General features: G+C 33.3%; 20 protein-coding genes and 1 riboswitch. Of the genes, 11 read left to right on the forward strand and 9 right to left on the reverse strand.

Going from position 1 to position 24,790, the window contains the following annotated elements; all coding sequences use genetic code 11:
* Positions 1–311: 311 nt before the first annotated feature.
* On the reverse strand, positions 312–1,289 hold the full coding sequence (ispB, locus tag FcAc13_RS01125) for an octaprenyl diphosphate synthase (RefSeq protein WP_187754366.1): 978 nt from the start codon (positions 1,287–1,289) through the stop codon (positions 312–314).
* A gap of 192 nt (positions 1,290–1,481) precedes the next feature.
* On the opposite strand from ispB, the gene FcAc13_RS01130 reads away from it, so the two are divergent.
* A complete protein-coding gene (locus FcAc13_RS01130) occupies positions 1,482–2,270 on the forward strand; it encodes a TonB family protein (RefSeq protein WP_187754367.1) in 789 nt (262 codons plus the stop codon).
* A gap of 42 nt (positions 2,271–2,312) precedes the next feature.
* On the opposite strand, the gene pepP is transcribed toward FcAc13_RS01130, so the two are convergent.
* From pepP to FcAc13_RS01145, 3 genes are all read right to left on the reverse strand, one after another.
* Positions 2,313–3,617 carry a Xaa-Pro aminopeptidase gene (gene pepP, locus FcAc13_RS01135; RefSeq protein WP_187754368.1) on the reverse strand — a complete coding sequence of 435 codons (1,305 nt, stop codon included), beginning with the start codon at positions 3,615–3,617 and terminating at the stop codon, positions 2,313–2,315.
* 69 nt (positions 3,618–3,686) lie between these two features.
* Positions 3,687–4,229: a UPF0149 family protein gene (locus FcAc13_RS01140; RefSeq protein WP_187754369.1), complete on the reverse strand. Its 543-nt coding sequence runs from the start codon at positions 4,227–4,229 to the stop codon at positions 3,687–3,689.
* A gap of 337 nt (positions 4,230–4,566) precedes the next feature.
* Complete coding sequence (locus tag FcAc13_RS01145) at positions 4,567–5,457, reverse strand: SIS domain-containing protein (RefSeq protein WP_220679435.1); 891 nt, start codon at positions 5,455–5,457, stop codon at positions 4,567–4,569.
* A 173-nt stretch (positions 5,458–5,630) separates the two neighbouring features.
* Here FcAc13_RS01145 and rpiB point away from each other — a divergent pair, with 173 nt between their 5' ends.
* From rpiB to FcAc13_RS01175, 6 genes are all read left to right on the forward strand, one after another.
* Positions 5,631–6,083, forward strand: a complete 453-nt coding sequence (gene rpiB / locus FcAc13_RS01150) for a ribose 5-phosphate isomerase B (RefSeq protein ID WP_187754370.1) — start codon at positions 5,631–5,633, stop codon at positions 6,081–6,083.
* Positions 6,076–6,729, forward strand: a complete 654-nt coding sequence (rpe, locus tag FcAc13_RS01155; RefSeq protein WP_187754371.1) for a ribulose-phosphate 3-epimerase — start codon at positions 6,076–6,078, stop codon at positions 6,727–6,729. Before rpiB ends, rpe begins: the two co-directional genes overlap by 8 nt.
* Positions 6,730–6,959: 230 nt before the next feature.
* Positions 6,960–8,555 carry a PTS transporter subunit EIIC gene (locus tag FcAc13_RS01160; protein ID WP_187754372.1) on the forward strand — a complete coding sequence of 532 codons (1,596 nt, stop codon included), beginning with the start codon at positions 6,960–6,962 and terminating at the stop codon, positions 8,553–8,555.
* A 1,247-nt stretch (positions 8,556–9,802) separates the two neighbouring features.
* Positions 9,803–10,774 (forward strand): hypothetical protein, encoded by a 972-nt coding sequence (locus FcAc13_RS01165; protein WP_187754373.1) that lies wholly within the window; start codon positions 9,803–9,805, stop codon positions 10,772–10,774.
* 373 nt (positions 10,775–11,147) lie between these two features.
* Positions 11,148–11,193, forward strand: a riboswitch (PreQ1 riboswitch).
* Between the two features lie 105 nt (positions 11,194–11,298).
* Positions 11,299–11,718 carry a 6-carboxytetrahydropterin synthase QueD gene (gene queD, locus FcAc13_RS01170; RefSeq protein WP_187754374.1) on the forward strand — a complete coding sequence of 140 codons (420 nt, stop codon included), beginning with the start codon at positions 11,299–11,301 and terminating at the stop codon, positions 11,716–11,718.
* Positions 11,719–11,722: 4 nt separating this feature from the next.
* Positions 11,723–12,337, forward strand: coding sequence for a 7-carboxy-7-deazaguanine synthase QueE (locus FcAc13_RS01175; protein WP_187754375.1), 615 nt, complete (start codon positions 11,723–11,725; stop codon positions 12,335–12,337).
* 22 nt (positions 12,338–12,359) lie between these two features.
* Here FcAc13_RS01175 and radA read toward each other — a convergent pair whose 3' ends face one another.
* The 3 genes from radA to cycA form a co-directional block, all read right to left on the reverse strand.
* A complete protein-coding gene (radA, locus tag FcAc13_RS01180) occupies positions 12,360–13,742 on the reverse strand; it encodes a DNA repair protein RadA (protein WP_187754376.1) in 1,383 nt (460 codons plus the stop codon).
* A 102-nt stretch (positions 13,743–13,844) separates the two neighbouring features.
* Positions 13,845–14,822 (reverse strand): phosphoserine phosphatase, encoded by a 978-nt coding sequence (gene serB / locus FcAc13_RS01185; RefSeq protein WP_187754377.1) that lies wholly within the window; start codon positions 14,820–14,822, stop codon positions 13,845–13,847.
* Positions 14,823–14,986: 164 nt separating this feature from the next.
* Positions 14,987–16,402 (reverse strand): D-serine/D-alanine/glycine transporter, encoded by a 1,416-nt coding sequence (cycA, locus tag FcAc13_RS01190; RefSeq protein WP_187754378.1) that lies wholly within the window; start codon positions 16,400–16,402, stop codon positions 14,987–14,989.
* Between the two features lie 163 nt (positions 16,403–16,565).
* Here cycA and mltA point away from each other — a divergent pair, with 163 nt between their 5' ends.
* Positions 16,566–17,717: a murein transglycosylase A gene (mltA, locus tag FcAc13_RS01195; protein ID WP_246415074.1), complete on the forward strand. Its 1,152-nt coding sequence runs from the start codon at positions 16,566–16,568 to the stop codon at positions 17,715–17,717.
* Positions 17,718–17,887: 170 nt separating this feature from the next.
* On the opposite strand, the gene metG is transcribed toward mltA, so the two are convergent.
* Positions 17,888–19,918: a methionine--tRNA ligase gene (metG, locus tag FcAc13_RS01200; protein WP_187754379.1), complete on the reverse strand. Its 2,031-nt coding sequence runs from the start codon at positions 19,916–19,918 to the stop codon at positions 17,888–17,890.
* Positions 19,919–20,116: 198 nt separating this feature from the next.
* Between metG and apbC the strand changes: the two genes are divergently transcribed.
* The gene (apbC, locus tag FcAc13_RS01205; RefSeq protein WP_187754380.1) at positions 20,117–21,202 is read left to right on the forward strand and encodes an iron-sulfur cluster carrier protein ApbC; all 1,086 of its coding nucleotides are present in this window, start codon (positions 20,117–20,119) and stop codon (positions 21,200–21,202) included.
* 81 nt (positions 21,203–21,283) lie between these two features.
* On the opposite strand, the gene FcAc13_RS01210 is transcribed toward apbC, so the two are convergent.
* Entirely contained in the window at positions 21,284–21,637 is a 354-nt protein-coding gene (locus FcAc13_RS01210; RefSeq protein ID WP_187754381.1) for a DMT family protein, read from the reverse strand.
* A 420-nt stretch (positions 21,638–22,057) separates the two neighbouring features.
* Here FcAc13_RS01210 and dcd point away from each other — a divergent pair, with 420 nt between their 5' ends.
* Together dcd and asmA are read left to right on the forward strand one after the other, a co-directional pair.
* Positions 22,058–22,639 carry a dCTP deaminase gene (dcd, locus tag FcAc13_RS01215; RefSeq protein WP_187754382.1) on the forward strand — a complete coding sequence of 194 codons (582 nt, stop codon included), beginning with the start codon at positions 22,058–22,060 and terminating at the stop codon, positions 22,637–22,639.
* A gap of 23 nt (positions 22,640–22,662) precedes the next feature.
* Positions 22,663–24,600 (forward strand): outer membrane assembly protein AsmA, encoded by a 1,938-nt coding sequence (asmA, locus tag FcAc13_RS01220; protein ID WP_187754383.1) that lies wholly within the window; start codon positions 22,663–22,665, stop codon positions 24,598–24,600.
* The last annotated feature ends 190 nt before the right edge of the window (positions 24,601–24,790 follow it).

The raw sequence follows: 24,790 nt of genomic DNA on the forward strand, positions 1-24,790 counted from the left end.
TGTTCTGAATAAATTTATAATCTATTATACAATCTCATCTATAACTTTGTTTATTTGTTAGCAATGTTACGCTACTGATTTATAATCTTATCCTAATTCTATATTTCAGGTTGAATAAATATATAATCAAAATAATGGTTGACTCATTTTGTTTAACTAAATGAATAAACTTTAAAAATCATTTCACACCCATTTAATTAAACAAAATAGACTATTATTCTAAGGAAAAGCAATATGTATTATTAAACAAACGATAAAACATAAATTAGTATAACTATTAAATAAAGGATAACTTTTCCTGAATAAATGAATTAGCGGTTGCGTTTTATTGATAGTAGTGCAATTTGTTGTAACGCATCTTTATAAGGCGAATCAGGTAGAATTTTTATTGATTCCACTGCTTTTTCGGCTTCTTGTTTTGCAATTTGGTAGGTAAATTCAAGTGAATTACACTCTTGCATAATAGTTAAAACTTTTTCAAGTAAATGTCTACCATTTCCCTTTTCAATTGCTTGACGAATTAGCTTTACGTCCTCAATATTTTTTGCATGGTACATAGCATGTATTAGGGGTAAAGTTGGTTTTCCTTCATTAAGATCATCCCCTAAATTTTTACCTAGCACTTCTGCATCTTCAGCTGAATAATCAAGCATATCATCAATGATTTGAAATGCGGTGCCGATATAACGACCATAATTCTGTAATGCGGTTTCAAATTCTTTAGGAGCATTACTTATTATAGCAGCAGTATGACTTGATGCTTCAAATAATCTCGCTGTTTTTCGGTAAATAACTTGTAGATATTGCGCAATGGTAATGTTAGGATCATTACAATTTAACAGTTGTTGTACCTCTCCTTCTGCGATAACATTTGTTGCTTCAGACATGATTTTAAGTACCGGAATGGATTCAATACTAACCATCATTTGAAATGAGCGCGTGTAAATGTAATCACCTACAAGAACACTGGCTGCATTACCAAAAAGAGTATTTGCTGTTGAACGTCCTCTTCTTAGTGATGATTCATCAACAACATCATCATGTAAAAGTGTTGCTGTATGAATAAATTCAATGAATGCTGCAGCCATGTGGTGTTTGTCGCCTTTATAATTTAGTGCTTTAGCACTCAATAATGCGATAATAGGACGTATACGTTTGCCGCCACTGTCAATGATATATTTACCTAATTGATTAATTAATACGACGTCTGAATTTAGTTGTGCTAAGATAATTTCGTCTACCGTTATTAATTCATCATGTATAAGATCAATTATTTTTTCCATTATCATTTTTTAACTCAATAAACCTACTGTTCTTTAAAAATTATATTCTTTTGTATAGCATTATGCGATAAAAGCTAAATGACAACAATAAAAGTTCCATAATATGGAATAAATAATTAAAAAAATACTGTGAATGATATACATTTTCATTTAAACTTGCTAACTTAATATTCTAGTTGTATGAATACTGACTTAACGATGGAAAGAATCTATAATCCTGATAAAAATAAAAGTAATTTTGCTATTGTCGTGATTGCCGCAATGATTTTGCATTTGCTAATAATAACTTTATTAGTAATGGGGAGTTTATTTTCTGAGAAAGCACTTTCCATGGATGGCGATAGTGCGATAAAAGCGATGATGATTGATTTGTCGGTTTTGGCGGCTCCAGAACAATCTTTAGCAGAAAACTCACCTAATGTCGCGAATCAAGAAGATTTACCAGTAGTTGTTGAAAAACCGATAACAACTGAAGAAGTTGCAAAAGATAACGACGATATACCGGATATTGTTGTGGAAAAAAAACCAGAAGAACCAACTTTACCAACTAATGAGCCGACTTTGGTAATGAAAGAAAAACCTAAAAAACCTAAGAAATTACATAAGAAAAAACACCGCCAACAATCATCCCAAGCGCATGTCAAACAAGAAATTATCACTGAAAAACGGGCGGATGTAGCTACTGCTTCAGCTATATCTGATAATAATCAATTTTTAGATATGCCAACTGCAATTAGTCGAGGTTATCCTGAATACCCTAGACGAGCATTGGATATGCGCATTGATGGACATGTCATCGTATTATTTGATATCGATAATCATGGACGTGTCGATAATATTCGAATTACTGAAGCTAAGCCTAACAATATTTTCAATCGATCAGTTATCCAAGCTATGAAGCGTTGGAAATACCCGCCAAGAGCTAAACGAGATTTGAAAATTAAGATTATATTTAATCGTAATAAGTCAATCAAGCTTGAGGATTAGCATCAAACTAGTTTTGATTGACTTATAATCTTGTTTCATCAACTAACTATTCATTAATTTCTCAATTTGTTCAGGTTCTTTCGGTACATCTGCGGTAAGAATCTCATTACCTGTTGATGTGATTAAGATATCATCTTCTATGCGGATACCAATACCTTTATATTGAATAGGTACATCTGCATTTTTATTAATGTATAATCCTGGCTCAACTGTGATAACCATACCTGGTTCCAGAATACGTTCACGAGCAACCGATTTATAATCACCCACATCATGGACATCAATACCTAACCAGTGGCCTAAACCATGCATATAAAATTGACTATAAGCTTTTTGAGCAATTAAATCATCAATTTTTCCGTGCATAATATCTAAATTAATTAGGTCTTCCACCATAATACGAATGATCTTATCATTAACTTCTTTTATTGATGTTCCAGGTTTGAGTAATTCTAGTGCGCGATATTGAGCTTTTAGTACTATATTATATATTTCACGTTGAGCTTGATTGAATTTGCCATTTACTGGAAATGTACGAGTAATGTCACCCGCATAATTTTGATATTCACATCCTGCATCGATCAAAACTAAATCACCACTAACTAATGGTTGATTATTATCTTCATAATGCAAAATACAACCATTATTACCACTACCGACAATAGTATTATAAGAAGGTGTTCTGGCACCATGCATAGCAAATTCATGTAATATTTCAGCTTCTAATTGATATTCATACATATTAGGTTTACATTTTTTCATAGCTCGAATATGACCAAGGGCACTAATTCGTCCAGCTTCACGCATGATTTCAATTTCGTGTGCTGATTTAAATAGTCGCATATCATGCAAAATAGGTCGCCAATCTATAATTGATTGAGGAGCGAAGAGATTTTGCCTAAGACCATTTCTTAAAGTTTGCATTAGACGTTCGATAATACTATCAGCATAATTATATAATTGGCTCGCATGGTATAACGCTTGTTTACCACTAATGATTTTGGGTAGCAATTCATTAATTTCATTAAAAGAATAAGCTTCATCAACGTTAAGTTGTGTTAAAGCTGCTTGTTGACCTAATCGATAACCTGTCCAAATTTCAGCTAAAGAATCCTTTGTTCGATTAAATAAAATAGTTTGATGTTGATTAGCTGAATCTTTAATTAACAATAATGCTGCTTCAGGCTCATTAAATGTGGTTAAATACCAAAAATCGCTATTTTGTCGATATTTATAATGAGTGTCATTACTTCTAACTACTTCAGGTGCAGCAAAAAAGATAGCTACACTATTATCAATCATTTTGGCTAAGAATTTATTACGTCGATTTATTATATCGTTAATCATTTTACAACCTACCAGCCTTTTAAAGTATTTATTTAAAGTTAATAGTGCCCTTGGTTCGTTATGCAATTACTAATGAATTGTTATAGATGAATAACGATCAGTAAACTCGTCATAGCATAAAATGACAGTAATTCGCACATATTCTAAAATTTCTTCAAAAGCAAATGCTAATTCATCTTGATTGTCATCTTCATCATAATCAAGTTGTGTAATTTGCCTTAAATCGTATATGGCTTCGCCAATATCACCTTTGATTTTTGCTAATTGTGGTTGAGCAAGCCCTAACCCTAATAAAAAATGATTTACCCAACTGACCATATCATCAATTTGTGTAAAAAGATCCTCTTCAGCGATTAATAGTTGAAATTCAAAATTTTCATTAGTTAATTTTTGCTTAATTTGCTCATAAAGCAATTTAACCGACTTATCCAACTCACCTACAATTGGCTGCCCGTTATTCATCATATCTTTTAGCAGTACTAGCCAGCTTTGGTCTTGTATACCACCAGCAACGATTCCAGTTATAAAACCATGTAATTCAGAAGCGTTAATACCGATTTGTGCAGATTTTAATTCAATATTCAAAGTAGAATAGCTTGGTTGGCTTGACATTTTTGCAACTCATAAAAGAAAATATTGTGCCTAGTATATCGCTAATTCATTAATTTTTGCACTATTTACATGGAATTGTTCGCTAGCTACATTTTAATAACATTACAATAATTACCAAGGTTATAACAAAGTAATAACTTGTAATTCAATAGGATAGTAATCATGTTTTGCGGGATATTAATTTTAAAATGTTAGATAATAAATATCCTTTACTTTAAAACAATAATCAAATAGATAGAAAAAATAAAGCTAGTGTCCAGATTTAGATGATAGAATTTACTATCATCTTTAACCATAAAACACAGAAAATTTTCAGTAAAATTAATTGTATATTTATTCAGTCATTTGGGTTTTTTCTGTGTAATGATTTTACAACATCTATACTACGTTCTAGATGCACTTTTGATTTAGCATTATCTAATACCACAATAGCAATAAACAGTGTATCTAGTAAGGTCAATTGAATAATTCTCGCTGCGGCATTTTGGCCTAATAATGGACCGTTTTTTGCAGGACTAAATATTGATAAATCCGAAATTTCTGCGAGCTCTGATTGATGATTATTGGTAATACAGATAATTTTTGTTTTATTTTTCTTAGCAACCAAAATCGCGTTACATATTTCAGTTGTATTTCCTGATTGTGAAATAGCAATAACAACATCGTTTTCTTTTAGTTGACTTGCAACCATTACCATTAAATGATTATCACTGTAAGTATGACTATGAATCCCTATACGCAATAGTTTATGTTCAAAGTCTTCTCCAACAATAGCTGAACCGCCAACCCCGAGAATCACAATCCGATTTGCATTAAAAATCCACTCTGCGGCTTGTGAGATAATTTTAGCGTCGACAATAGATTGTGCTTCTTTTAATGCTTGTACGGAATTATTAAATACTTTTTCAATGATATCATCAACATTATCTTTTTCAGAAAGTTCTTGTTCTTTATCGAATGGCAAGGCGTCAAAATATGAAAGCAATGCTTTTCTAATTTCTCTAAATCCAGAATAGCCCAATTTTTTAGCTACTTTTACCAGCAAAGGTTCTGATACCGATAGCTTTATTGCAACCTCTTTAATACTAGTTCGTGATGTTAAATTCCCTTTGGTCATCATCCATTCGATAATTCGCTGTTCAGTATTACTTAAACTTGAGAGCGAAATACGAATCATCGCACCAATTGCTAGTGCATTAGAATTATCTGGCTCATTTACTCTTTTCAATCTAAACTCTCCAATAACATTTTTATCGTTAATTCTAACCTAATTTCAGCTTAATCACATTGTAAAAGAGGTTTTTTTTATTTTTTAGCAAACTTTACAAAATAAAAAATTAACGTTAATATCATTTTTAGTGAAGTAAAAGATTTATTTCTAGTCATTGGAGAATAAAACATATGAAAATTGCAATTGGTTATGATCATGTTGGTTATATTTTAAAACAAGATGTTATTGATTATTTAACGCAAAAGAATATCACTGTCATTGATTTGGGCGCACCATCTACCGATAGGACGGATTATCCTATTTATGCAAATCGAGTAGCAAATGCAATCAATAATAAACAAGCTGATCTTGGTATATTAATTTGCGGCACGGGTGTGGGTATATCAATAGCAGCAAATAAATCACCAGGAATTCGAGCCGTTGTTTGTAGTGATCCCTATTCTGCCAAATTATCCCGCGAACATAATAACACGAATATTTTGGCTTTTGGATCTCGTGTTGTGGGAAGTGAATTAGCAAAAATGATTATAGATCAATGGTTAAATGCTGAATTTGAAGGTGGGCGCCATCAAAGAAGAATAGATCAAATTCATTTAATTGAAGAGGGTAAATACCATGAGTAAATTTTGTCCTTCACTCATGTGTGTTGATTTTTCCAAATTAGCAACGGAATTAAAACTTCTTGAAGAGGCTGGTGTGGATATGTTTCACATTGATGTAATGGATGGTAATTTTGTACCTAATTTTGCTTTAGGTACTGAAGATATAAAAGCTGTAAGTAAATTAACAACAATTCCTTACGATGTTCACTTAATGGTAAGTAATCCAGTCCCTTATATTGAAAAATTTGCTCAATTAGGATGTCAAATTATTTATGTCCATATCGAAACATTAACACATTCCCATCGTGTGTTAAATCAAATCAAAGCAACAGGAGCTAAAGTTGGTGTTGCTATTAATCCCGGTACACCGTTATGTATGTTAGAGGATATATTAGAACTTATTGATGTTGTTTTAATTATGTCAGTAAATCCCGGATTTGCAGGACAACCTTTTATACACAATTCTATCGATAGAATTAAACGTTTAAGTCACATGATTAAAGACAGAAAACTTGGGACCTCAATTGCTATTGATGGGGCAATAAGTGCTCATATAGTCGAACAATTATCTGCTTATGTAGAATATTTTATCCTGGGTACTGCTGGATTGTTTATTAAAGAAAAACCTTATCAACAAACAATTAATGAATTACGTAAGCTAGCATAATTTAATAGGCCTTGTTATATAAAGGCCTAATTTCACAAAAGATTAAAAAAAAGATAAATTTCTATTGTTTTTTCACCGTTTGATCAAATTTAAAACCTAGTATAATTAATTTTTTATTAATATTATGTGAAGTAGATCTCTTTAAAATGAATTTATTTACATATAAAATTATTTTTGTGAATTTTTGGTTTATTCATTTTATCTTTCAATAAAAAAAAGGGTTAACTACAATGAAAAGTACTTTTTTTAGCATATTGCAACGGGTTGGTAGATCGTTTATGTTACCAATTGCACTACTACCTGTAGCTGGTTTGATGTTAGGTATAGGAGCCTCTTTTACCAATGAAACAACAATCACCTCTTATGGCTTACAAAGTGTTTTAGGTGATGGAACGGTATTACATGCATTTCTTACAATTATGAAAAATGCAGGGAGTGTAGTTTTTGCAAATCTTCCGATCTTATTCTCTATTGGGGTAGCAATGGGAATGGCAAAACAAGAAAAAGAGGTAGCTGCAATTTCAGGAGCAGTTGGTTTCTTTATCATGCACTCTACAATTCACGCATTACTTGAATTAAAAGGTTTATTAATAGCGGGTGCATTACCAGATGGATCGTTAGGTAATGCAGTTGGGATTGAAACTTTACAAATGGGAGTATTTGGCGGAGTAATTGTCGGTTTAGGTGTTGCCGCGTTGCATAATCGCTATTATCGAATTGAACTTCCTGCAATTTTATCTTTTTTTGGTGGATCACGATTTATTCCCATTATTACGGCCTTTGTTTATTTATTTGTTGGTATTTTAATGTTCTATGTATGGCCTTCAATCCAAAACGGTATCTTATTACTCGGTCATTTAGTTAATGAATCGGGTTATGCAGGTACATTTATTTATGGTTTCATTGAACGGGCATTGATTCCTTTTGGATTACATCATGTATTTTATATGCCATTTTGGCAAACTGGTGTCGGTGGAACAGCAATGATTGATGGGCATCTTGTAGCTGGCGCTCAAAATATTTTCTTCGCTGAATTAGCAAGTCCAAATACTACAGAATTCTCAGTTGAAGCAACTCGTTTTATGGCTGGAAAATTCCCGTTCTATTTATTTGGTATTCCTGGTGCGGCATTAGCAATTTATCGTACTGCTAAACCACAAAACCGTAAAATGATATTGGGGCTGTTGGTTTCTGCTACTTTAACCGCAATTTTAACTGGGATTACTGAGCCAATTGAATTTTCATTTCTATTTGCCGGTCCTCTTTTATATGTTATTCACTGTTTATATGCTGGTTTATCCTTTATGTTATGCCACATCTTTAATGTTGGGGTTGGACAAACATTTTCGGGTAGTTTAATTGATTTTGTTTTATTTGGCGTGTTACAAGGCAATGATAAAACACATTGGTTCAATGTTATTTTAATTGGTTTACCAATGTTCCCACTTTATTATTTTACATTTAGTTTCTTAATCAAAAAATTCAATTTTAAAACTCCAGGTCGAGAAGATGATAATGAAGAAACTAAATTATATACTAGAAAAGATGTTGAAGATGCTAAAAAAACAAAACAAAAGAAACAAAGTGATGTTTCCAGCACTATTTTAGAAGGCTTAGGAGGAAAAGATAATATTACTTATGTTGATTGTTGTGCTACTCGATTAAGAATTTCAGTGCAAGATAACAAATTAGTTGATAGAGAAATTTTAAAATCAACAGGTGCGAAAGGTATAATTATTAATGGGGAAGGTGTTCAGGTTATTTATGGACCTCATGTCACAGTCATTAAATCTCATTTGGAAGAGTACATTTCGACGTTAGAATAATATAAATTAAAGCATTTACGATATAAATAAAATGATGTTTTACCTATTTTTAATGATATTATTAGGTTAAAAATAGGTAGAACATAGAATAATGCCTAGTGTTAGTTTAGCTGATCATGGGAAGAGAATTGCTCGATTTAACTAATTAAATAATTCATCAAATAGCTTGCTGATAAACCCTCTCTAAAAGTACTATTTTTTATTTGAACAAATCATATAAAAATATTCATATCATTCAATATTTATTACAGAATATGCAAACAATAATTAAGCCACTTTTCTTACATTAAAGGTGATTAAGTACCCATATCACTATTTTATCAATTAAAAAGATGCCAGAACTTGGCACTATTTATCGAAAATATAATAACTGCAACAATTACTTTTGTATTATCTGTCGATGAAATTATTTGTTCACTTATTGAGAGCAATATAAATTGTTATATTTTGGGGGAAAATTTTAAATATAAATAATTCTGTAAAAATTGACAAAAGTCCTAAATCGGCAACTTTTCATGCTGTTTTAAATAAAATACATATTTACATAATAAACAAATAAAAAGGATTGTATCTATTGCGTGTTACAGGTATTGGCTGTTATAACAACATTTGGGAAAGAACTCACTAGACTAACTAACTTTTTTAAGTAATTATTCTTTCCCTTTATAAAAATAATTTATAACTCTTTTAATAGTAAATAAAAAAATGATAAATTTACAAGGAAATAAATTGGTGAAAAAATCATACTTTGAACTTGTGTTAAGCAAGTTCGTTGCGTGTAAATATTTTTTTTGCAAAAACAATGTTCTGTTATAGATATTATTTCAACGGTTTTTGCAAGAAAAAGTCGATTATTATCAATATCTTCTTTACAAATCATATTCTCAAATATCTTGGTAACAAATTATCAACAATTCACTTCTTTAAAAAAAATGTGGCTTAGGTGTTTTGGCGAAGATTTTTTTCTGTAAACAGTTTGGCGAAACTGTCCGCGACATCTAAACAATCTATTATGGGAAGTGAACCTTATATATTATTACCCAATCTAACTAAACTAACAAATTTAAGTTAGTTACGAACGATTCAAATAACCAAACGTGATGGTAGTTTGAGCACTATTTATACCACAAATGCTAATAGGATTATGAAAGCACCACAATTTATGCGTTTTTCTGATGTTAAACTTTTTTTAAATGTGCCGGCAGATGGTTTTTATCACAATCTTGTTGGTACAATTTTAGGAGACGATGAGTGGTGATAATGCAGAGGTAACGATATCAGGAACAATAAAAGCCACCTGGTATGATGAAAACAATCAGCAGGTACCTAATCATCGTTTAGGTGAAGAGTTATGGCATTGTAGTGGTCCATTTAAACTTGAAGTTATAGTCAAGAATGTGTACGTAGCAACAAAATATGGTAATCCGCGTTCTCGTTATTATGATGATGGGCAAGTTATTAATTATATTTTTTTATCAGGTGGTAGTAACATCTGTTTTCTCAAGCCTAAAGATATGACAATAAGAGATAATTCTTATAATGCTAATATATTTTATCCTAATAAGGGCTTTATCCGTTCAACAGGTTTTCAATATGCATCATTTAGTTTAATGGGACCAGGTCCAAATCAAGGTATATATCGTTGCTACATTTCTCATGGTTGGGGAAAAATCTCATTATCAACCGATGGAGGTATAGGACAAAATTGTACAATAACCTATCAATCTGCAACTAAGGCTGATTTTATTAATAGTGGAACGCCAGTTATAACGATGGAGTATCATGATGGTCAAGCATGGCAATGGTTAGACAGCTTTACTATTCCTGTACCAAGCAAATGGGCATTAGGTGGTAAGAGGGTACCATTCGGCAGCAGTAGGTCATTAACCACTTCATTGTCGTTTCCTGGATTGGATTATTGTTCTGGTGGAAAAGCAGCAATGTCTCAGGCGTTTGACAGAAATTATCGTATTCAATATATGTATGGGCCTTATGAAATTACTAGCAGCTTTGACGGATTTGTACGAGGAATGGGATCATTTATGGCTGAGTGGGGCATGTTACAAAATTACGGAGGCGTTTGGAGTAGAGATCCTGAAATCTGGACTGCTGACGAGGCACCAAACAATAAAATGTATCGAATTTACGGAACAATAGGACTAATTCAGCCCCGTCAACCCAATGATTCAAGTACTATAATGATATGCCGCGGCGATTGATTTAGAACAATATAAAATACCAACAATCCAAAATTGTTGGTATTAATAAGTGTTTTCGCTATTGTTGATGGATAATGCTTTACGTTTTATTATCTTTGTAAGGTTATAATAAAACATAATCTTATATATCTGGTATTAATTTATCAGCTATATGTAACTATATTAGTTAATCTCATAATAAATAGGGCTCATAAACACGGTATTTTATCTTTATATTATTCTAATAAATGTTCATGCAAAAAATATGTTTCGCAAAAGCGAATACCCACATTTGAATTTTAGTTGAAATTAATTTATGATCATTAGCCTCTATTAAGTAATCTGATGATAAATTGGTTGCTGGCTTATAATTTAAAGGTGATTGATTTATTCTATTATCGTGGTTCGTAATCCATCCCACGTAAAAAAACTAGGAGCTTACAATGTCATATTTATCTATCCCATCTTTCAGTTTTCGTAAATGTATACCAATCTCAACAATGAATAATATTTTCATTTAATTATCCAGATAATACGAGTACGTTATGTATAAAATTGCGAAAGAATTTCAATTCGACGCCTGTCATATGTTAGATGGGCATAATGGGAAATGCCATAATTTACATGGGCATACTTATCGTTTGGTGATAGAAGTGTCTGCTCACTTAATTGACCAAGGAAGTAGTGCTGATATGGTAATGGATTTTGCTGATTTAAAGCAGATAGTAAAAAAACATATTATTGATAAATTAGATCATGCTTTTATTTATTATAAAAATAATAGTAATGAAAGCAAAATTGCTCAATTATTACAGCAAATGCAGCGAAAAATTTTTGCCTTTCCCTGCCGAACAACGGCAGAGGGGATGAGTCGTTATATTTTTAATGAACTTAAACAGTATCTTCCTATTTCGTCAGTAACCTTATGGGAAACACCAACATCCTATTGTCAATACAGTGAATAACATTATGCTAACTTTTCCAATTGTTGAAATCTTTCAATCCTTACAAGGTGAAGGATATAATACTGGTATGCCTGCTATATTTATTCGTTTTGGTGGCTGTAATTTGCGTTGTCCTTGGTGTGATACTCATTTTGATCATTTTCAGAAATTTACCTTAACGGCGATATTAACGCGAGTACTTACTTACTCTGCGGAAAATATTATTATTACGGGGGGGGAGCCAACATTACAGAAATATTTGTTTGAATTAGTTGTTCGTTTAAAACGATTCGGTTATTACATCGCAATAGAAACAAATGGCTTAAGAACTGTTTGTACGGGAATTGATTATATTGCTGTTAGTCCTAAATATCATTATTGGCAAAATTATCACGATGCACCGTTGATTAAGGCTGATGAAGTACGTATTGTAGTGGAGGACGCTGAGGATATTGAACAATTTTGTCTGGAAATGGAACAACGTATTAAAGCTAAGCATTACTATCTTTCTCCTTGTGAGCAAAATGGTGACACGACTTTATTGCCCACGCTGCAATTATTAGGCAAACTTAATCGAAATCGGCAAGATAATAAGTGGCAATTAAGTATACAGGCTCATAAAATAGCTAATATCGAATAAGCTAGGCTATGAATTTAAAAATTTAATCTAAATTTGATAAAATATCTAATGCTTCAGATAATTTTTTTACACCATAGACTTGCATATTCATTGCGGTTTTTTTTGGCATGTTACTAATTGGTACAATTGCACGTTTAAAACCATGTTTAGCTGCTTCAGCAATACGTTCTTGGCCACTTGGCACAGGACGTATTTCACCACCTAAACCAATTTCACCAAAAATAACCATATCTTGAGGTAAAGGACGATTACGTAAGCTCGATACTAAAGCTGCGACTAATGCTAAGTCAGCACTAGTTTCACTGACTTTTACGCCTCCAACAACATTAACAAAAACATCTTGATCCGCCATTTGTAAGCCACCATGACGATGTAATACCGCCAGTAATAATGCTAACCGGTTCTGTTCTAATCCAACAGTAACGCGTCTTGGATTACCAAAATTCGATTGATCCACTAGTGCTTGTATTTCAACTAATAGCGGTCTAGTACCTTCCCAAAGTACCATAACTGAACTGCCAGAGCTCATTTCATCGCCACGAGTTAAGAAGATAGCTGATGGATTACTCACTTCTTTTAAGCCTTGCTCTGTCATTGCAAACACACCTAATTCATTAACGGCGCCAAAGCGGTTTTTATGACTACGTAATGTTCTAAAGCGAGAATCTGAGTCTCCATCCAATAGAATTGAACAGTCTATGCAGTGTTCTAGTACTTTAGGGCCAGCTAGTGACCCATCTTTGGTAACATGGCCAACCATAATAATGGCAATGCCTTTAGTTTTGGCAAAACGTGTCAGATAAGCTGCAGTCTCTCTAACTTGTGCGACACTTCCTGGAGAAGATTGTATATCTGCCATATGCATCACTTGAATAGAATCAATCACCATCAATTTAGGTTGTTCTTGATCGGCTAATAAACAGATTTGTTCGATACTAGTTTCAGATAGCATATTAATATTATTAGCGGGCAAACCTAAACGATGGGCTCGCATTGCGACTTGTTGTAACGATTCTTCTCCGGTAACGTATAAAGTCTTCATATTAGCTGATAAACGACATAATGTTTGTAACAATAATGTACTTTTACCTGCGCCAGGATTGCCACCGATTAATATTGCACTACCTGGGACAACACCACCACCCAATACGCGATCGAACTCAGAGAATCCTGTTGTGAAACGTGGTAATTCTTCTAAACTAATCTCAGTTAATTTTTGAATTTTTGATTGTCCAGCGCCGCCGGCATAACCACTGAAGCGGTCATTGCTATGAGAGTTGGTTACGGCAAGACGAATTTCAGTGATGGTGTTCCAGGCATGACATTCATTACACTGGCCTTGCCAACGCAAATAGTCAGCACCACATTCATTACAGACATAAGCGCGTTTAACTGCTTTTGCCAAATCGATACTCCTAAAATTTCAAAATGATTAATAATACTAAAATTCAAGTATTAACTGATAATAAACAATACACTGTAATACAGATTATCTTATCGTGTGCGATTATCCCTGACTATCAAGGCTAGCGGATAAAATACACATCAAACCAGTAAGGTCTGCGTAATTAATACTATTTTTTGCTTTTTGGATAACTTTTGGTTTACCGTGATAAGCAACACCTAATCCAGCAATACGGATCATCATTAAATCATTCGCACCATCACCAATGGCTACGGTTTGTTCTATTGGTATATTGAATTGGTGTGCCAAATTTTGCAACGTTTTGGCTTTGAATCGGGCATCAACGATTTGTCCTTTAATCTTACCGGTTAATTTACGATTATTATTAATATCTAATTCATTAGCATAAACCGCTACTAATTTTAATTTGCTTTTTAAATGTTCAGCGAAATAAGTAAAACCACCTGAAACAATAGCAACCTTCCACTGCCGTTTATGCAGTTCTTTTACTAAAAAAGTTAAACCGGGCATTAATGGTAATTTATTTTTTATCGATTCTAAAATCGCCACATCAGCCCCTTTTAATGTAGCAACACGTTTGCGTAGACTGGTGGCAAAATCAATTTCCCCACGCATTGCTTGCTCGGTAATTTTTGAAACCAGCTCGCCAGAACCATGTCGTTTGGCTAATTCATCAATACATTCGATCTTAATTGCTGTCGAATCCATATCCATCACTAATAAACCTTCTGAATGAAGCGACGGGAGATGGTTAATACTAGCTATATCAATCCCTAATTCATTTGCGATAGATTGCGCCTTCTTCGGCATGACACCAGCAATCCGAATCACTTGATAGTTTTTGACTTGCCAAGATGAGACAATCACTATTGGCATAGCTAGCATAGTTTGAAATTTCGAAACTAGAGTTTTATCTAATTTGCGACCATAAATAATCCAACCCGTTTTACCGGCATTATAATCTAATGGTACAATCTCACAGCCATTTAGAGATAAAGGTAACACTTGCCAATTTTTAATGTTTTCTGGCAAATCGTTAAACGTTAATGTATAACCCATAATTGATTTTAAGTTTTAATTAAATATTCATTATTATTGATTAAATTATCATAACATAAGCAATAACACTAAGTCATAAAAATTGCTTGGGCAAAAATAAACCGTCTAAATTTAGTTGTTATAATTGAAGCAAATATTCAATTTAAAGTCTTATCATTTGTACATTAATGTTCATTAGAAACAGCTGTTTTAGTTTTGCCATATTTTTTATGGACATAATAGCTTGTTGCTAAAATTAAAAACCATATAGGCGTTGCGATTAAGGCTTGTCGTGTATCATTTTCAAATGTTAACAACACAATTACAAATGCAAAGAACACTAAACAAATAATACTCATCACAATGCCACCTGGCATTTTAAATAATGATTGTTCATGTAAATGCTGGCGTTTTTTACGATATTGGATATAAGATAACAAAATCATCGACCAAATAAACATAAATAAGATTGCCGAAATGGTTGTTACAATCGTAAAAGCAGCCATTACATCAGGTACCATATAAATTAACACTACCCCGCTTAACAGACAGATGCAAGAAAACATTAATCCATTTGCAGGCACAAAACGCCGTGAAAGATGTCCAAATAATGAGGGGGCATCGTTTTTCTTTGCCAAACCAAATAACATACGACTGGTTGAATAAATACCACTGTTAGCTGATGATGCAGCAGAAGTTAATACAACAAAATTAATTACACTGGCTGCTGCAGGTAATCCAATAAGCGTAAATAATTCAACAAATGGACTTTTATTCGGTGAAATAAATGTCCATGGCGTTACACTCATAATGATGATTAATGCAAATACATAAAAGAAAATAATTCGTAACGGCACAGAGTTGATGGCTCGTGGAAGATTTATAGTTGGATCATGAGTCTCCGCTGCTGTTGTACCAATAAGTTCAATACCGACAAAGGCAAAAATCGCAATTTGGAAACCTGCAAAGAATCCCATAATACCATTTGGGAACATTCCATCATATTGCCAGAGGTTAGTTAAAGATGCAGTGGTATTGGTGGTTTGTGAATGATACGAAGTAATAAGCAATAAAATACCGACAGCAATGAGCGCAAAAATGGCAATAATTTTTATCATTGAAAACCAAAATTCAGTTTCACCGAACATTTTTACTGTTAACAGGTTTAATGATACCAAAATAAAAATACAGATCAGCATAGGAATCCATGCTTGTAAACTTGGGAACCAATATTGTGCATAACCGGCAATCGCTACGACGTCGGCAATACCTGTTATTATCCAGCAAAACCAATAAGTCCAACCTGTAAAAAAACCAGCCCACGGGCCCATTAAATCTGCAGCGAAGTCACTAAAAGATTTATAGTTTAAATTTGATAATAGAATTTCCCCCATCGCGCGCATCACAAAGAAAAGGATAAAACCTATAATCATATATACAAAAATAATTGAAGGACCAGCTAAATTAATTGTTTTACCTGATCCCATAAATAAACCTGTTCCAATTGCCCCACTAATTGCAATTAACTGAATATGCCGATTAGATAAATTGCGTTTTAGTTTTTTTTCTTGTGAAGACCCAGTATTATTAATAGAATTCATGGTATCTTTGTTCCTTAGTTAATGGTTTTTTTGATTAACGCTTTGGAGATATTAAAGTTTATAAAAAGCTATTTCAATGTTTTTCTATGATATTAATTGAATTTTTAGTGTCATATTCAAAAATATAATATTGTGAAATGTATTATAAGGTTATAATGTTTTTATGAATCAAAATGAGGCTGAAATGGATCTAGGTCAGGTATTACGTAAATTAATAAAATGGAAAACAATAAGGTATTTACTTTTCATCATTATTCTAACATCCTGTCAATATCATCCTACTCAACATGGTCAACAATATACCAATGGTCAATTACCTAGGTTGTTAAACTTAGCTCAACCTCATCTGAATCGACCCATCAATATTGATAGTTACTTGCAGCAAGTTAAACTGATTGAGCAATATTCACCTTCATTATTTAACCAAAATAAGGCAGTATATAATGCAATTAATCAATGGATTATCGAAGGTTTAGCAACAAATCAATTCAATTTTGTCGGATTAAGTACTTATCAGTTACAAGGTCAAGATAAGTGGGGAAATGTGCATTTAACTGGTTACTATACACCTGTGATGAAGGGACGGCGTACCCCACAAGGGCGGTATCGTTATCCTCTATATGCAAAACCAAGGAATTTTTCTACGCGATTACCATCAAGATTAGAAATTTATGATGGCGCATTAGACGGTCAAAAGCTAGAAATTGCCTATACCGATTCTTTGATTGATAATTTTATTATGGAAGTACAAGGTAGTGGTTTTATTGATTTTGAAGATGGTTCACCACCTATATTTTTTGGTTATAATGGTAAAAATGGTCATCCCTATAAAAGCATTGGACGATTATTGATTGAGCAAGGTAAATTCCAACGCGGAAAAGTATCCATGCAAGCGATAAAAGCTTGGGCAAAAGAACAAGATGAGCAAGTGGTAAAAAATTTATTGATTCAGAATGCTTCAACTGTTTTCTTCGAACCCCAACAACATGCTCTAGTCATTGGTTCAACGGGGGTACCATTAATCGCTAGAGCTTCAGTCGCCTCAGATCAATCGATAATACCAGCAGGTTCAGTATTACTCGTTGATATACCGTTACTCGATGATAAGGGAATTTATCAAGGGCAACGAGAATTAAGATTAATGATTGCTTTGGATATAGGGGGAGCAATTAAAGGTCAACATCTAGATATTTATCAGGGAATCGGTGAGCAAGCAGGGAATTTAGCCGGTTATTACAATCATTATGGTCGAGTATGGTTATTGGCACCACCCAAAAATAGTCACCTATTATCTCCAGTCTTAACAAGGACTTGAAAAACTTATGATAATATTGACTTATTTGAGATGATCAATTTCACTTATTATTAACTGATAATTTAGCGCTTTATAAAATAAAACCCCGATAGTTTCGGGGTTATTTTTATTAGTTGGTAATTAGAGTCACTTTTTAAGCATCACGAGTCGTGACGATAAATAAAAGCCGGTTAGCTAATTTTCATACCTGGTTTAGCACCACTATCTGGTGATAATAAATATAAGCCAGCATTATCTTGTGTACCACTGGCACAAAGCACCATGCCTTGTGAAACGCCAAAACGCATTTTACGAGGTGCTAAGTTAGCGACCATAACAGTCAGTTTACCTTCAAGTTGTGAGGGATCAGGATAAGCACTGCGGATACCTGAAAACACATTGCGAATTTCACCATCTAAATCGAGGGTTAATTGAAGTAATTTATCTGAACCTTCCACCAGTTTTGCTTCTTTAATTAAAGCTACACGCAAATCAACTTTGGCGAAAACATCAAAATTGATGATATCTGAAATTGGTTGTTCGGCGATTGCACCGGTTGGTTGAGTGATAGTATTTAATAGTGTTTTGGTTTCTTCAATCATCTTTTCGATATTCGACATTTCAATACGGCTAAACAATGTTTTAAATTTATTAATCGTATGATTAACCAATGGTTGATCTAACGTATCCCATTGTAATGTTGTATTTAAAAACTCTTCGCTTCGTTGACTTAATGATGGAATAACTGGTGTTAAATAAGTCATAATTACTCGGAATAGGTTAATGCCCATCGAGCAAATATCTTGTAGCAATTGTTCTTGATCTGCCTGCTTTGCTACAATCCAAGGTGCTTTTTCATCAATGAAACGATTTGCTTCATCGGCTAGTGCCATAATTTCACGAATGGCTTTACCTAGTTCACGTGCTTCATAATGTTCACCAATAATAGAGGCCTTTGCAATAAACATATCATACAGATCTTGATCTAAAATGTATTGTGATAGTTTGCCATCAAAACGCTTATGAATAAATCCAGCACAACGTGAAGCAATATTTACTACTTTGTTAACAATATCGCTATTAACACGTTGAACAAAATCTTCAAGACTTAGGTCGATATCATCGATCGCCGCTGATGATTTGGCAGCATAGTAATAACGTAAACAATCAGGGTCAAGGTATTTTAGATAAGTATTAGCTTGAATAAAGGTTCCACGTGATTTAGACATCTTAGCACCATCAACCGTAACATAGCCATGCACGAATATATTAGTTGGTTTACGATGATCACTACCTTCCAGCATTGCTGGCCAAAATAAGCTATGGAAGTAAACAATATCTTTACCAATAAAATGATACAGTTCAGTCGATGAATCTTTTTGCCAAAAATCATCGAATGATATTGTACCTCTATGGTCACAATAGTTTTTAAACGATCCCATATAGCCAATTGGGGCATCAAGCCAAACATAAAAATATTTGCCAGGAACACCAGGAATTTCAAAACCAAAATATGGTGCATCACGACTAATATCCCAAGGCTGTAAACCAGATTCAAACCATTCCTGCATTTTGTTAGCCACTTGTTCTTGCAGAGAACCTGAGCGAATCCATTCTTGAAGCATTGATTTAAATTCTGGTAAATCAAAAAAGTAATGTTCGGAATCTTTGATTATTGGCGTTGCGCCAGAAATCACTGATTTAGGATTGATAAGCTCAATAGGACTATATGTTGCACTACAAACTTCACAGTTATCGCCGTATTGATCCGGTGATTTACATTTAGGGCAAGTACCTTTAACAAAACGATCAGGTAAAAACATCTGTTTTTCAGGATCGAAAAGCTGAGAAATAATTTTAGTTTTTATATAACCATGGTTTTGTAAGCGCTGATAAATTAATTCTGATAACTCACGATTTTCTGGGCTGTGAGTAGAATGATAATTATCAAAACTAATATTAAAACCAGCAAAATCCCGTTTATGCTCTTGCTTAACGCTAGCAATTAACTGTTCGGGTGTTATACCTAATTGTTCTGCTTTAAGCATAATTGGTGTACCATGGGCATCATCGGCACAAATAAAATAGATTTCATGACCACGCATGCGTTGATAACGAACCCATACATCGGCTTGAATATGTTCAAGCATATGACCTAAATGAATTGCACCATTTGCATAAGGCAGGGCACAGGTTACCAAAATTCTACGTTTGTCAGTCATCTTTAACACCTTCTAATTCTTGCTGATTTAGGATATATCTCTCTAGAGTGCTGATATTATGCCTTGCTTAATATTTGCGCAAGCTAAATTCCAGCTAATGATCTGTAAATACTACATCAAACATAGGATTATCGCTAGATTTGTGCCATAATTTGTTGCAATAAAATCATAAATTAATGGATTATAAGGTTAGTATCAATGTCTGTTAGAGATTTAACATCAGTTAAATTCATCTTATCTGAATTTAACCATCCAACATTAACCAAAAATTTGTTTGAGTTAAATGCAGTCAAAGAGTGTGTCTGGTTTGGGGATAAGTTAAAAATTTCTTTGGTCATGCCTTTTGTTTGGCGAAGTGTTTTTGAAATACTACAACAACAAACGACGGATAAAATTATTCAAACAACGAAAGCCAAAGCCGTTCTTTGGTCAATCGAATATGATATTGCGACTTTAAAGCGTGCTAATAATCAGCATGCGGTAAAAAATATTAAAAATATTATTGCTGTAAGTTCGGGAAAAGGTGGGGTCGGTAAGTCATCTACAGCGGTAAATTTAGCATTAGCATTGCAACATGAAGGGGCTAAAGTGGGTTTACTAGATGCAGATATTTATGGTCCATCTATTCCAACAATGCTTGGTACGAGTGATCAACATCCACTGACACCTGATAATCAACATATGACGCCAATTATGGCATACGGTTTAGCTACTAATTCCATTGGATATTTGGTTGAACAGGGCAATGCAATGGTATGGCGTGGCCCAATGGCGAGTAAAGCATTGTTACAAATGCTTTATGATACGTTATGGCCAACATTAGATTATTTAGTAATTGATATGCCACCAGGAACCGGCGATATCCAATTAACCTTAGCCCAAAGTATTCCGGTAACAGCTAGTATCATTGTGACAACTCCACAAGATATTGCCTTGATTGATGCTCAAAAAGGGATTGCGATGTTTAATAAGGTCAATATTCCTACGCTCGGGATCATTGAAAATATGAGTTACCACATTTGTGAGAATTGTGGTCATCATGAAACAATTTTTGGTGAAGAAGGGGCCAAAAAATTAGCGCAACAATATCACACGCAATTACTTGGGCAAATTCCATTACACCGTTCATTACGGCAGGATTTAGATCAAGGTAAGCCAACGGTGATGAGTCATCCAACAAGTAAATTTACCGATATATATTGCCATTTGGCAGACAACATAGCTTCAATACTTTATTTCCAAGGTAAAGTGATTCTTCCTGATATTTCTGTGAAAACATTATAGTCAAGAGTAATATGCACCAAAGCGTCATAAACTATATTAACGCTTTGGTATTGCAATAAAGCTGATCAATGAACTTGCGTTTCAGCTCATAATCTTATCACGAAACATAAAAAAAACGGCGCCGAGTAAGCATAAACCCGCCCAAATATAATCTAACTTAAAGGGCTCTTTTAAAATAAAGAGTGAAAAAGGAATAAAGACACTTAAGCTAAGGACTTCTTGAATAATTTTTAGTTGTCCTGCGGAAGCGACTTGATAACCAATGCGGTTGGCAGGCACTTGTAATAAATATTCAAACAAGGCGATTCCCCAACTGACTAAAGCAGCGACAATCCATGTTTTATTATGTAAAAATTTTAAGTGACCGTACCAAGCAAAAGTCATAAAAAGATTGCTTAGGGTAAGCATACCAATCGTAATATAAATAGGATTCATAATGAAGATAATAAATTAAATAATCAAAAAAGAGGAAGACTTAACAATACCTTAACCTAAAGATTTAGCCAATATATTTTAATTAAGTAATTGATAAACTTTGCCATATTATTCTATACATTGCTTTTATAACTTTTCAATCAATATAAGTCCATACTACACGGAAAAAACGTATGAATAAGCTAAAAGTTATAAAATAAGCAATCAATTTATTGATAATAGATTTAATAGGTTGTTAAATGTTAAGATTAGCTTAAATTATGAGTCATCACATTTTTAACGTTTTGAAAAATATGATTTTATTTATGTAATCTTGATAATCAACTACCGAAAAAAAATCGAAATTAAAGTTAAATTTATCAAACCAGTGACTATCTGCTAAAATGGGGACAGATTAAAAATTTGTTCGGAGTCAAATAAATGAGATTATGCGATCGTGATATTGAAGCATATTTAGCTGCAGGAAAACTAAAAATCACCCCTCAACCACACCCTAATAGTATTAATGGTGCAACAGTTGACGTAAGGTTAGGCAACCGATTTCGAACTTTTCGCGAACATACGGCCCCTTATATTGATTTAAGTGGTCCAAAAGAAGATGTTTCCTTAGCACTTGAACGAATTATGGGTGAAGAAATTATTTTAGCTGACGACGAAGCATTTTATTTGCATCCCGGCGAACTGGCGTTAGCGGTAACATTAGAATCAGTATCAATTCCAGATACTTTAGTCGGTTGGTTAGATGGTCGTTCATCGCTGGCTCGTCTTGGATTGATGGTGCATGTCACCGCACATCGTATCGATCCAGGATGGGATGGTCAAATTGTTTTGGAGTTTTATAATTCGGGTAAATTGCCGTTAGCCTTAAGGCCAAATATGACAATCGGTGCCTTGAGCTTTGAGACATTAAGCGGTCCAGCAGATCGGCCATATAATCGTCGTCAAGATGCTAAATATAAAGGGCAACAAGGCGCAGTCGCGAGCCGAATAGATAAAGATTAAGTGTGTGGAATGAGGGAAGTAAGATGGTTAAGAAGTTATTATTGACATTGTTAATTCTAATTGTATTAGTTATAGCCGGTATTATCGCTTTAGTGGTATTTGTCGATCCAAATAATTTCAAAGGCTATATCTCTGAAACAGTTAAAGATAAAACAGGTTATGTGTTAACAATAGAGGGGGATTTGCGTTGGCATGTTTGGCCCCAAATTAGTATTTTGACTGATTCAGTCCGTTTGGTCGATGAAGGAGCAAAAAAACCATTATTAACTGCTGATAATATGCGTCTTGATGTTGAATTACTCCCTTTATTTTCCAAACAATTAACTGTTAAAAATGTATTGGTAAAATCCGCTATTATCAATATTTCAGACGACAGTAAAGGACAAGTGGCCCAGAATGGTAAACCAACCACAACCGTTAATCAAAAAACTGAACAAAATACCGACGCGAAAAAACCATCAAATTGGCGATTTACTCTTAATAAGTTAGATATTGTTGATAGCACCGTTGTTTACCAAAAGGATAAAGATATTATTAATTTTAGAAATATTGACCTTTCGGTGACACAAAAAGATGAAAAACACGTTTCGATTGATTTTAGCGGCAGTGTCAATCGTGATCAGAAGGATTTCATTTATGCTTTAAATGCCGATGTTAATTTGCTTCATTTCCCAGAAAGTGCAGAAGTCGTATTAAATAAGTTAGATTATAATTATAAGGGCGTTGGGGAGGCAGCTGATCAATTAAAAGGGCAAGTCACGGGAACTTTTAATTATCAGAAAACACCAATGACCATGCATAGTAATGATTTTGCTTTAATTTTAAATGGCAATAAGATTACCGGCAAATTGCAAGCTAACCTTGATAAAAAACCTTACTTTGAAGGAATATTTACTTCCGACAAATTTGATTTAACACCATTTACTAACCCTAATAAAATCTCTGATAATGTAAATACCGAACAAATATCGCGAAAACAACCAGTTGTAACATCGACGCCGGCTAAAGGAAATGAATTATCATTTTTAAACAATTTTGATGCAAAATTTAGCCTGAGTGTAAATGAGGTCTTATTTAAAAAATTAGTAATTAATCAATTAGTGGTTAATCTATCCAATAAGGATGGTATAGCAACAATTGAAAAAGCAGATTTTGATATTGCTAATGGGCATATTAATGCCAAAGGGATTGCCAATGGCAAACAGTCGACCACTTTAATCAAATTAGCGACAAAAATCACTGATATTGATCTAGGCAGTTTATTAAGTCAATTAGAGATGGTGAATAATTTAAAAGGACAACTTAATGCCAACGGTAATGTCGTATTAACCAGTATTAATCCAGATAATATCATGAAATCATTGACCGGTGATTTAGGTATGGCGGTAAATAACGCCCGTTTTGATAATATTAATTTACAACAAATTGTGCAAGATGCTGTTGCAAAATTTTGGAAAAAGGCTGTATCTTCAGATGATTATCAAAAATATACCTCTTTGCATGAACTCAGTGCAAATGCCACTTTAGCTAATGGTGATATGAATCTTTCTGCGATTAAGGCTGCATCATCCACGTTAGACATGAATGGGAGTGGTCGAATTGGTTTAGATAAACATGATTTAGATATTAATTTATTAGTTAAAATTTTAGGTGGTTGGAATCAAGATAGTAAGACTATCCAAAAGTTACAAAAGGTTGAAATACCATTACGCATTCATGGTAAATTTGATCAATTACAATATCAAGTGAATACTGATAAATTGGTTAGCGATGTGTTTAACGACAAAATTCAAAATGAGCTTGAGCGTCTGAAAGATCGTCTAAATAATAAGCTTAAAGATACTTCAAGCGATACAAAAAATAATGATGCATCAGATAATAATGGTGATGATGAGAAGGAAAAAGTGAAAGATTTAATAGGTAGTTTTCTTAAGAAAAATAAATCAAAGAATAAAGAGTAACGATTTTAATCTTAATGTAATTATTTATACAATAAAGCCACATAATTAATTATGTGGCTTTTTATTAAATAAAAAAGTGTTAGCTAGTACTGGAGAATTGTAAAATTAAATATCAACTATTCGAAAATAAGCTACCGTTATGATTTAAAGTTATGTTATTCATTATTCACTATTTTACCATTTATAAAAG

This window comes from Frischella japonica, from assembly GCF_014489845.1.
GTDB classification, from domain to species: Bacteria; Pseudomonadota; Gammaproteobacteria; order Enterobacterales; family Orbaceae; genus Frischella; species Frischella japonica.

What these genes read in the sequence shown, in the direction of transcription:
- ispB (WP_187754366.1), bottom strand. Translation starts at nt 1,289, where the DNA reads ATGATAATGGAAAAAATAATTGATCTTATACATGATGAATTAATAACG.
- FcAc13_RS01130 (WP_187754367.1), top strand. Translation starts at nt 1,482, where the DNA reads ATGGAAAGAATCTATAATCCTGATAAAAATAAAAGTAATTTTGCTATT.
- pepP (WP_187754368.1), bottom strand. Translation starts at nt 3,617, where the DNA reads ATGATTAACGATATAATAAATCGACGTAATAAATTCTTAGCCAAAATG.
- FcAc13_RS01140 (WP_187754369.1), bottom strand. Translation starts at nt 4,229, where the DNA reads ATGTCAAGCCAACCAAGCTATTCTACTTTGAATATTGAATTAAAATCT.
- rpiB (WP_187754370.1), top strand. Translation starts at nt 5,631, where the DNA reads ATGAAAATTGCAATTGGTTATGATCATGTTGGTTATATTTTAAAACAA.
- rpe (WP_187754371.1), top strand. Translation starts at nt 6,076, where the DNA reads ATGAGTAAATTTTGTCCTTCACTCATGTGTGTTGATTTTTCCAAATTA.
- FcAc13_RS01160 (WP_187754372.1), top strand. Translation starts at nt 6,960, where the DNA reads ATGAAAAGTACTTTTTTTAGCATATTGCAACGGGTTGGTAGATCGTTT.
- FcAc13_RS01165 (WP_187754373.1), top strand. Translation starts at nt 9,803, where the DNA reads ATGAGTGGTGATAATGCAGAGGTAACGATATCAGGAACAATAAAAGCC.
- queD (WP_187754374.1), top strand. Translation starts at nt 11,299, where the DNA reads ATGTATAAAATTGCGAAAGAATTTCAATTCGACGCCTGTCATATGTTA.
- FcAc13_RS01175 (WP_187754375.1), top strand. Translation starts at nt 11,723, where the DNA reads ATGCTAACTTTTCCAATTGTTGAAATCTTTCAATCCTTACAAGGTGAA.
- serB (WP_187754377.1), bottom strand. Translation starts at nt 14,822, where the DNA reads ATGGGTTATACATTAACGTTTAACGATTTGCCAGAAAACATTAAAAAT.
- cycA (WP_187754378.1), bottom strand. Translation starts at nt 16,402, where the DNA reads ATGAATTCTATTAATAATACTGGGTCTTCACAAGAAAAAAAACTAAAA.
- mltA (WP_246415074.1), top strand. Translation starts at nt 16,566, where the DNA reads ATGAATCAAAATGAGGCTGAAATGGATCTAGGTCAGGTATTACGTAAA.
- metG (WP_187754379.1), bottom strand. Translation starts at nt 19,918, where the DNA reads ATGACTGACAAACGTAGAATTTTGGTAACCTGTGCCCTGCCTTATGCA.
- apbC (WP_187754380.1), top strand. Translation starts at nt 20,117, where the DNA reads ATGTCTGTTAGAGATTTAACATCAGTTAAATTCATCTTATCTGAATTT.
- FcAc13_RS01210 (WP_187754381.1), bottom strand. Translation starts at nt 21,637, where the DNA reads ATGAATCCTATTTATATTACGATTGGTATGCTTACCCTAAGCAATCTT.
- dcd (WP_187754382.1), top strand. Translation starts at nt 22,058, where the DNA reads ATGAGATTATGCGATCGTGATATTGAAGCATATTTAGCTGCAGGAAAA.
- asmA (WP_187754383.1), top strand. Translation starts at nt 22,663, where the DNA reads ATGGTTAAGAAGTTATTATTGACATTGTTAATTCTAATTGTATTAGTT.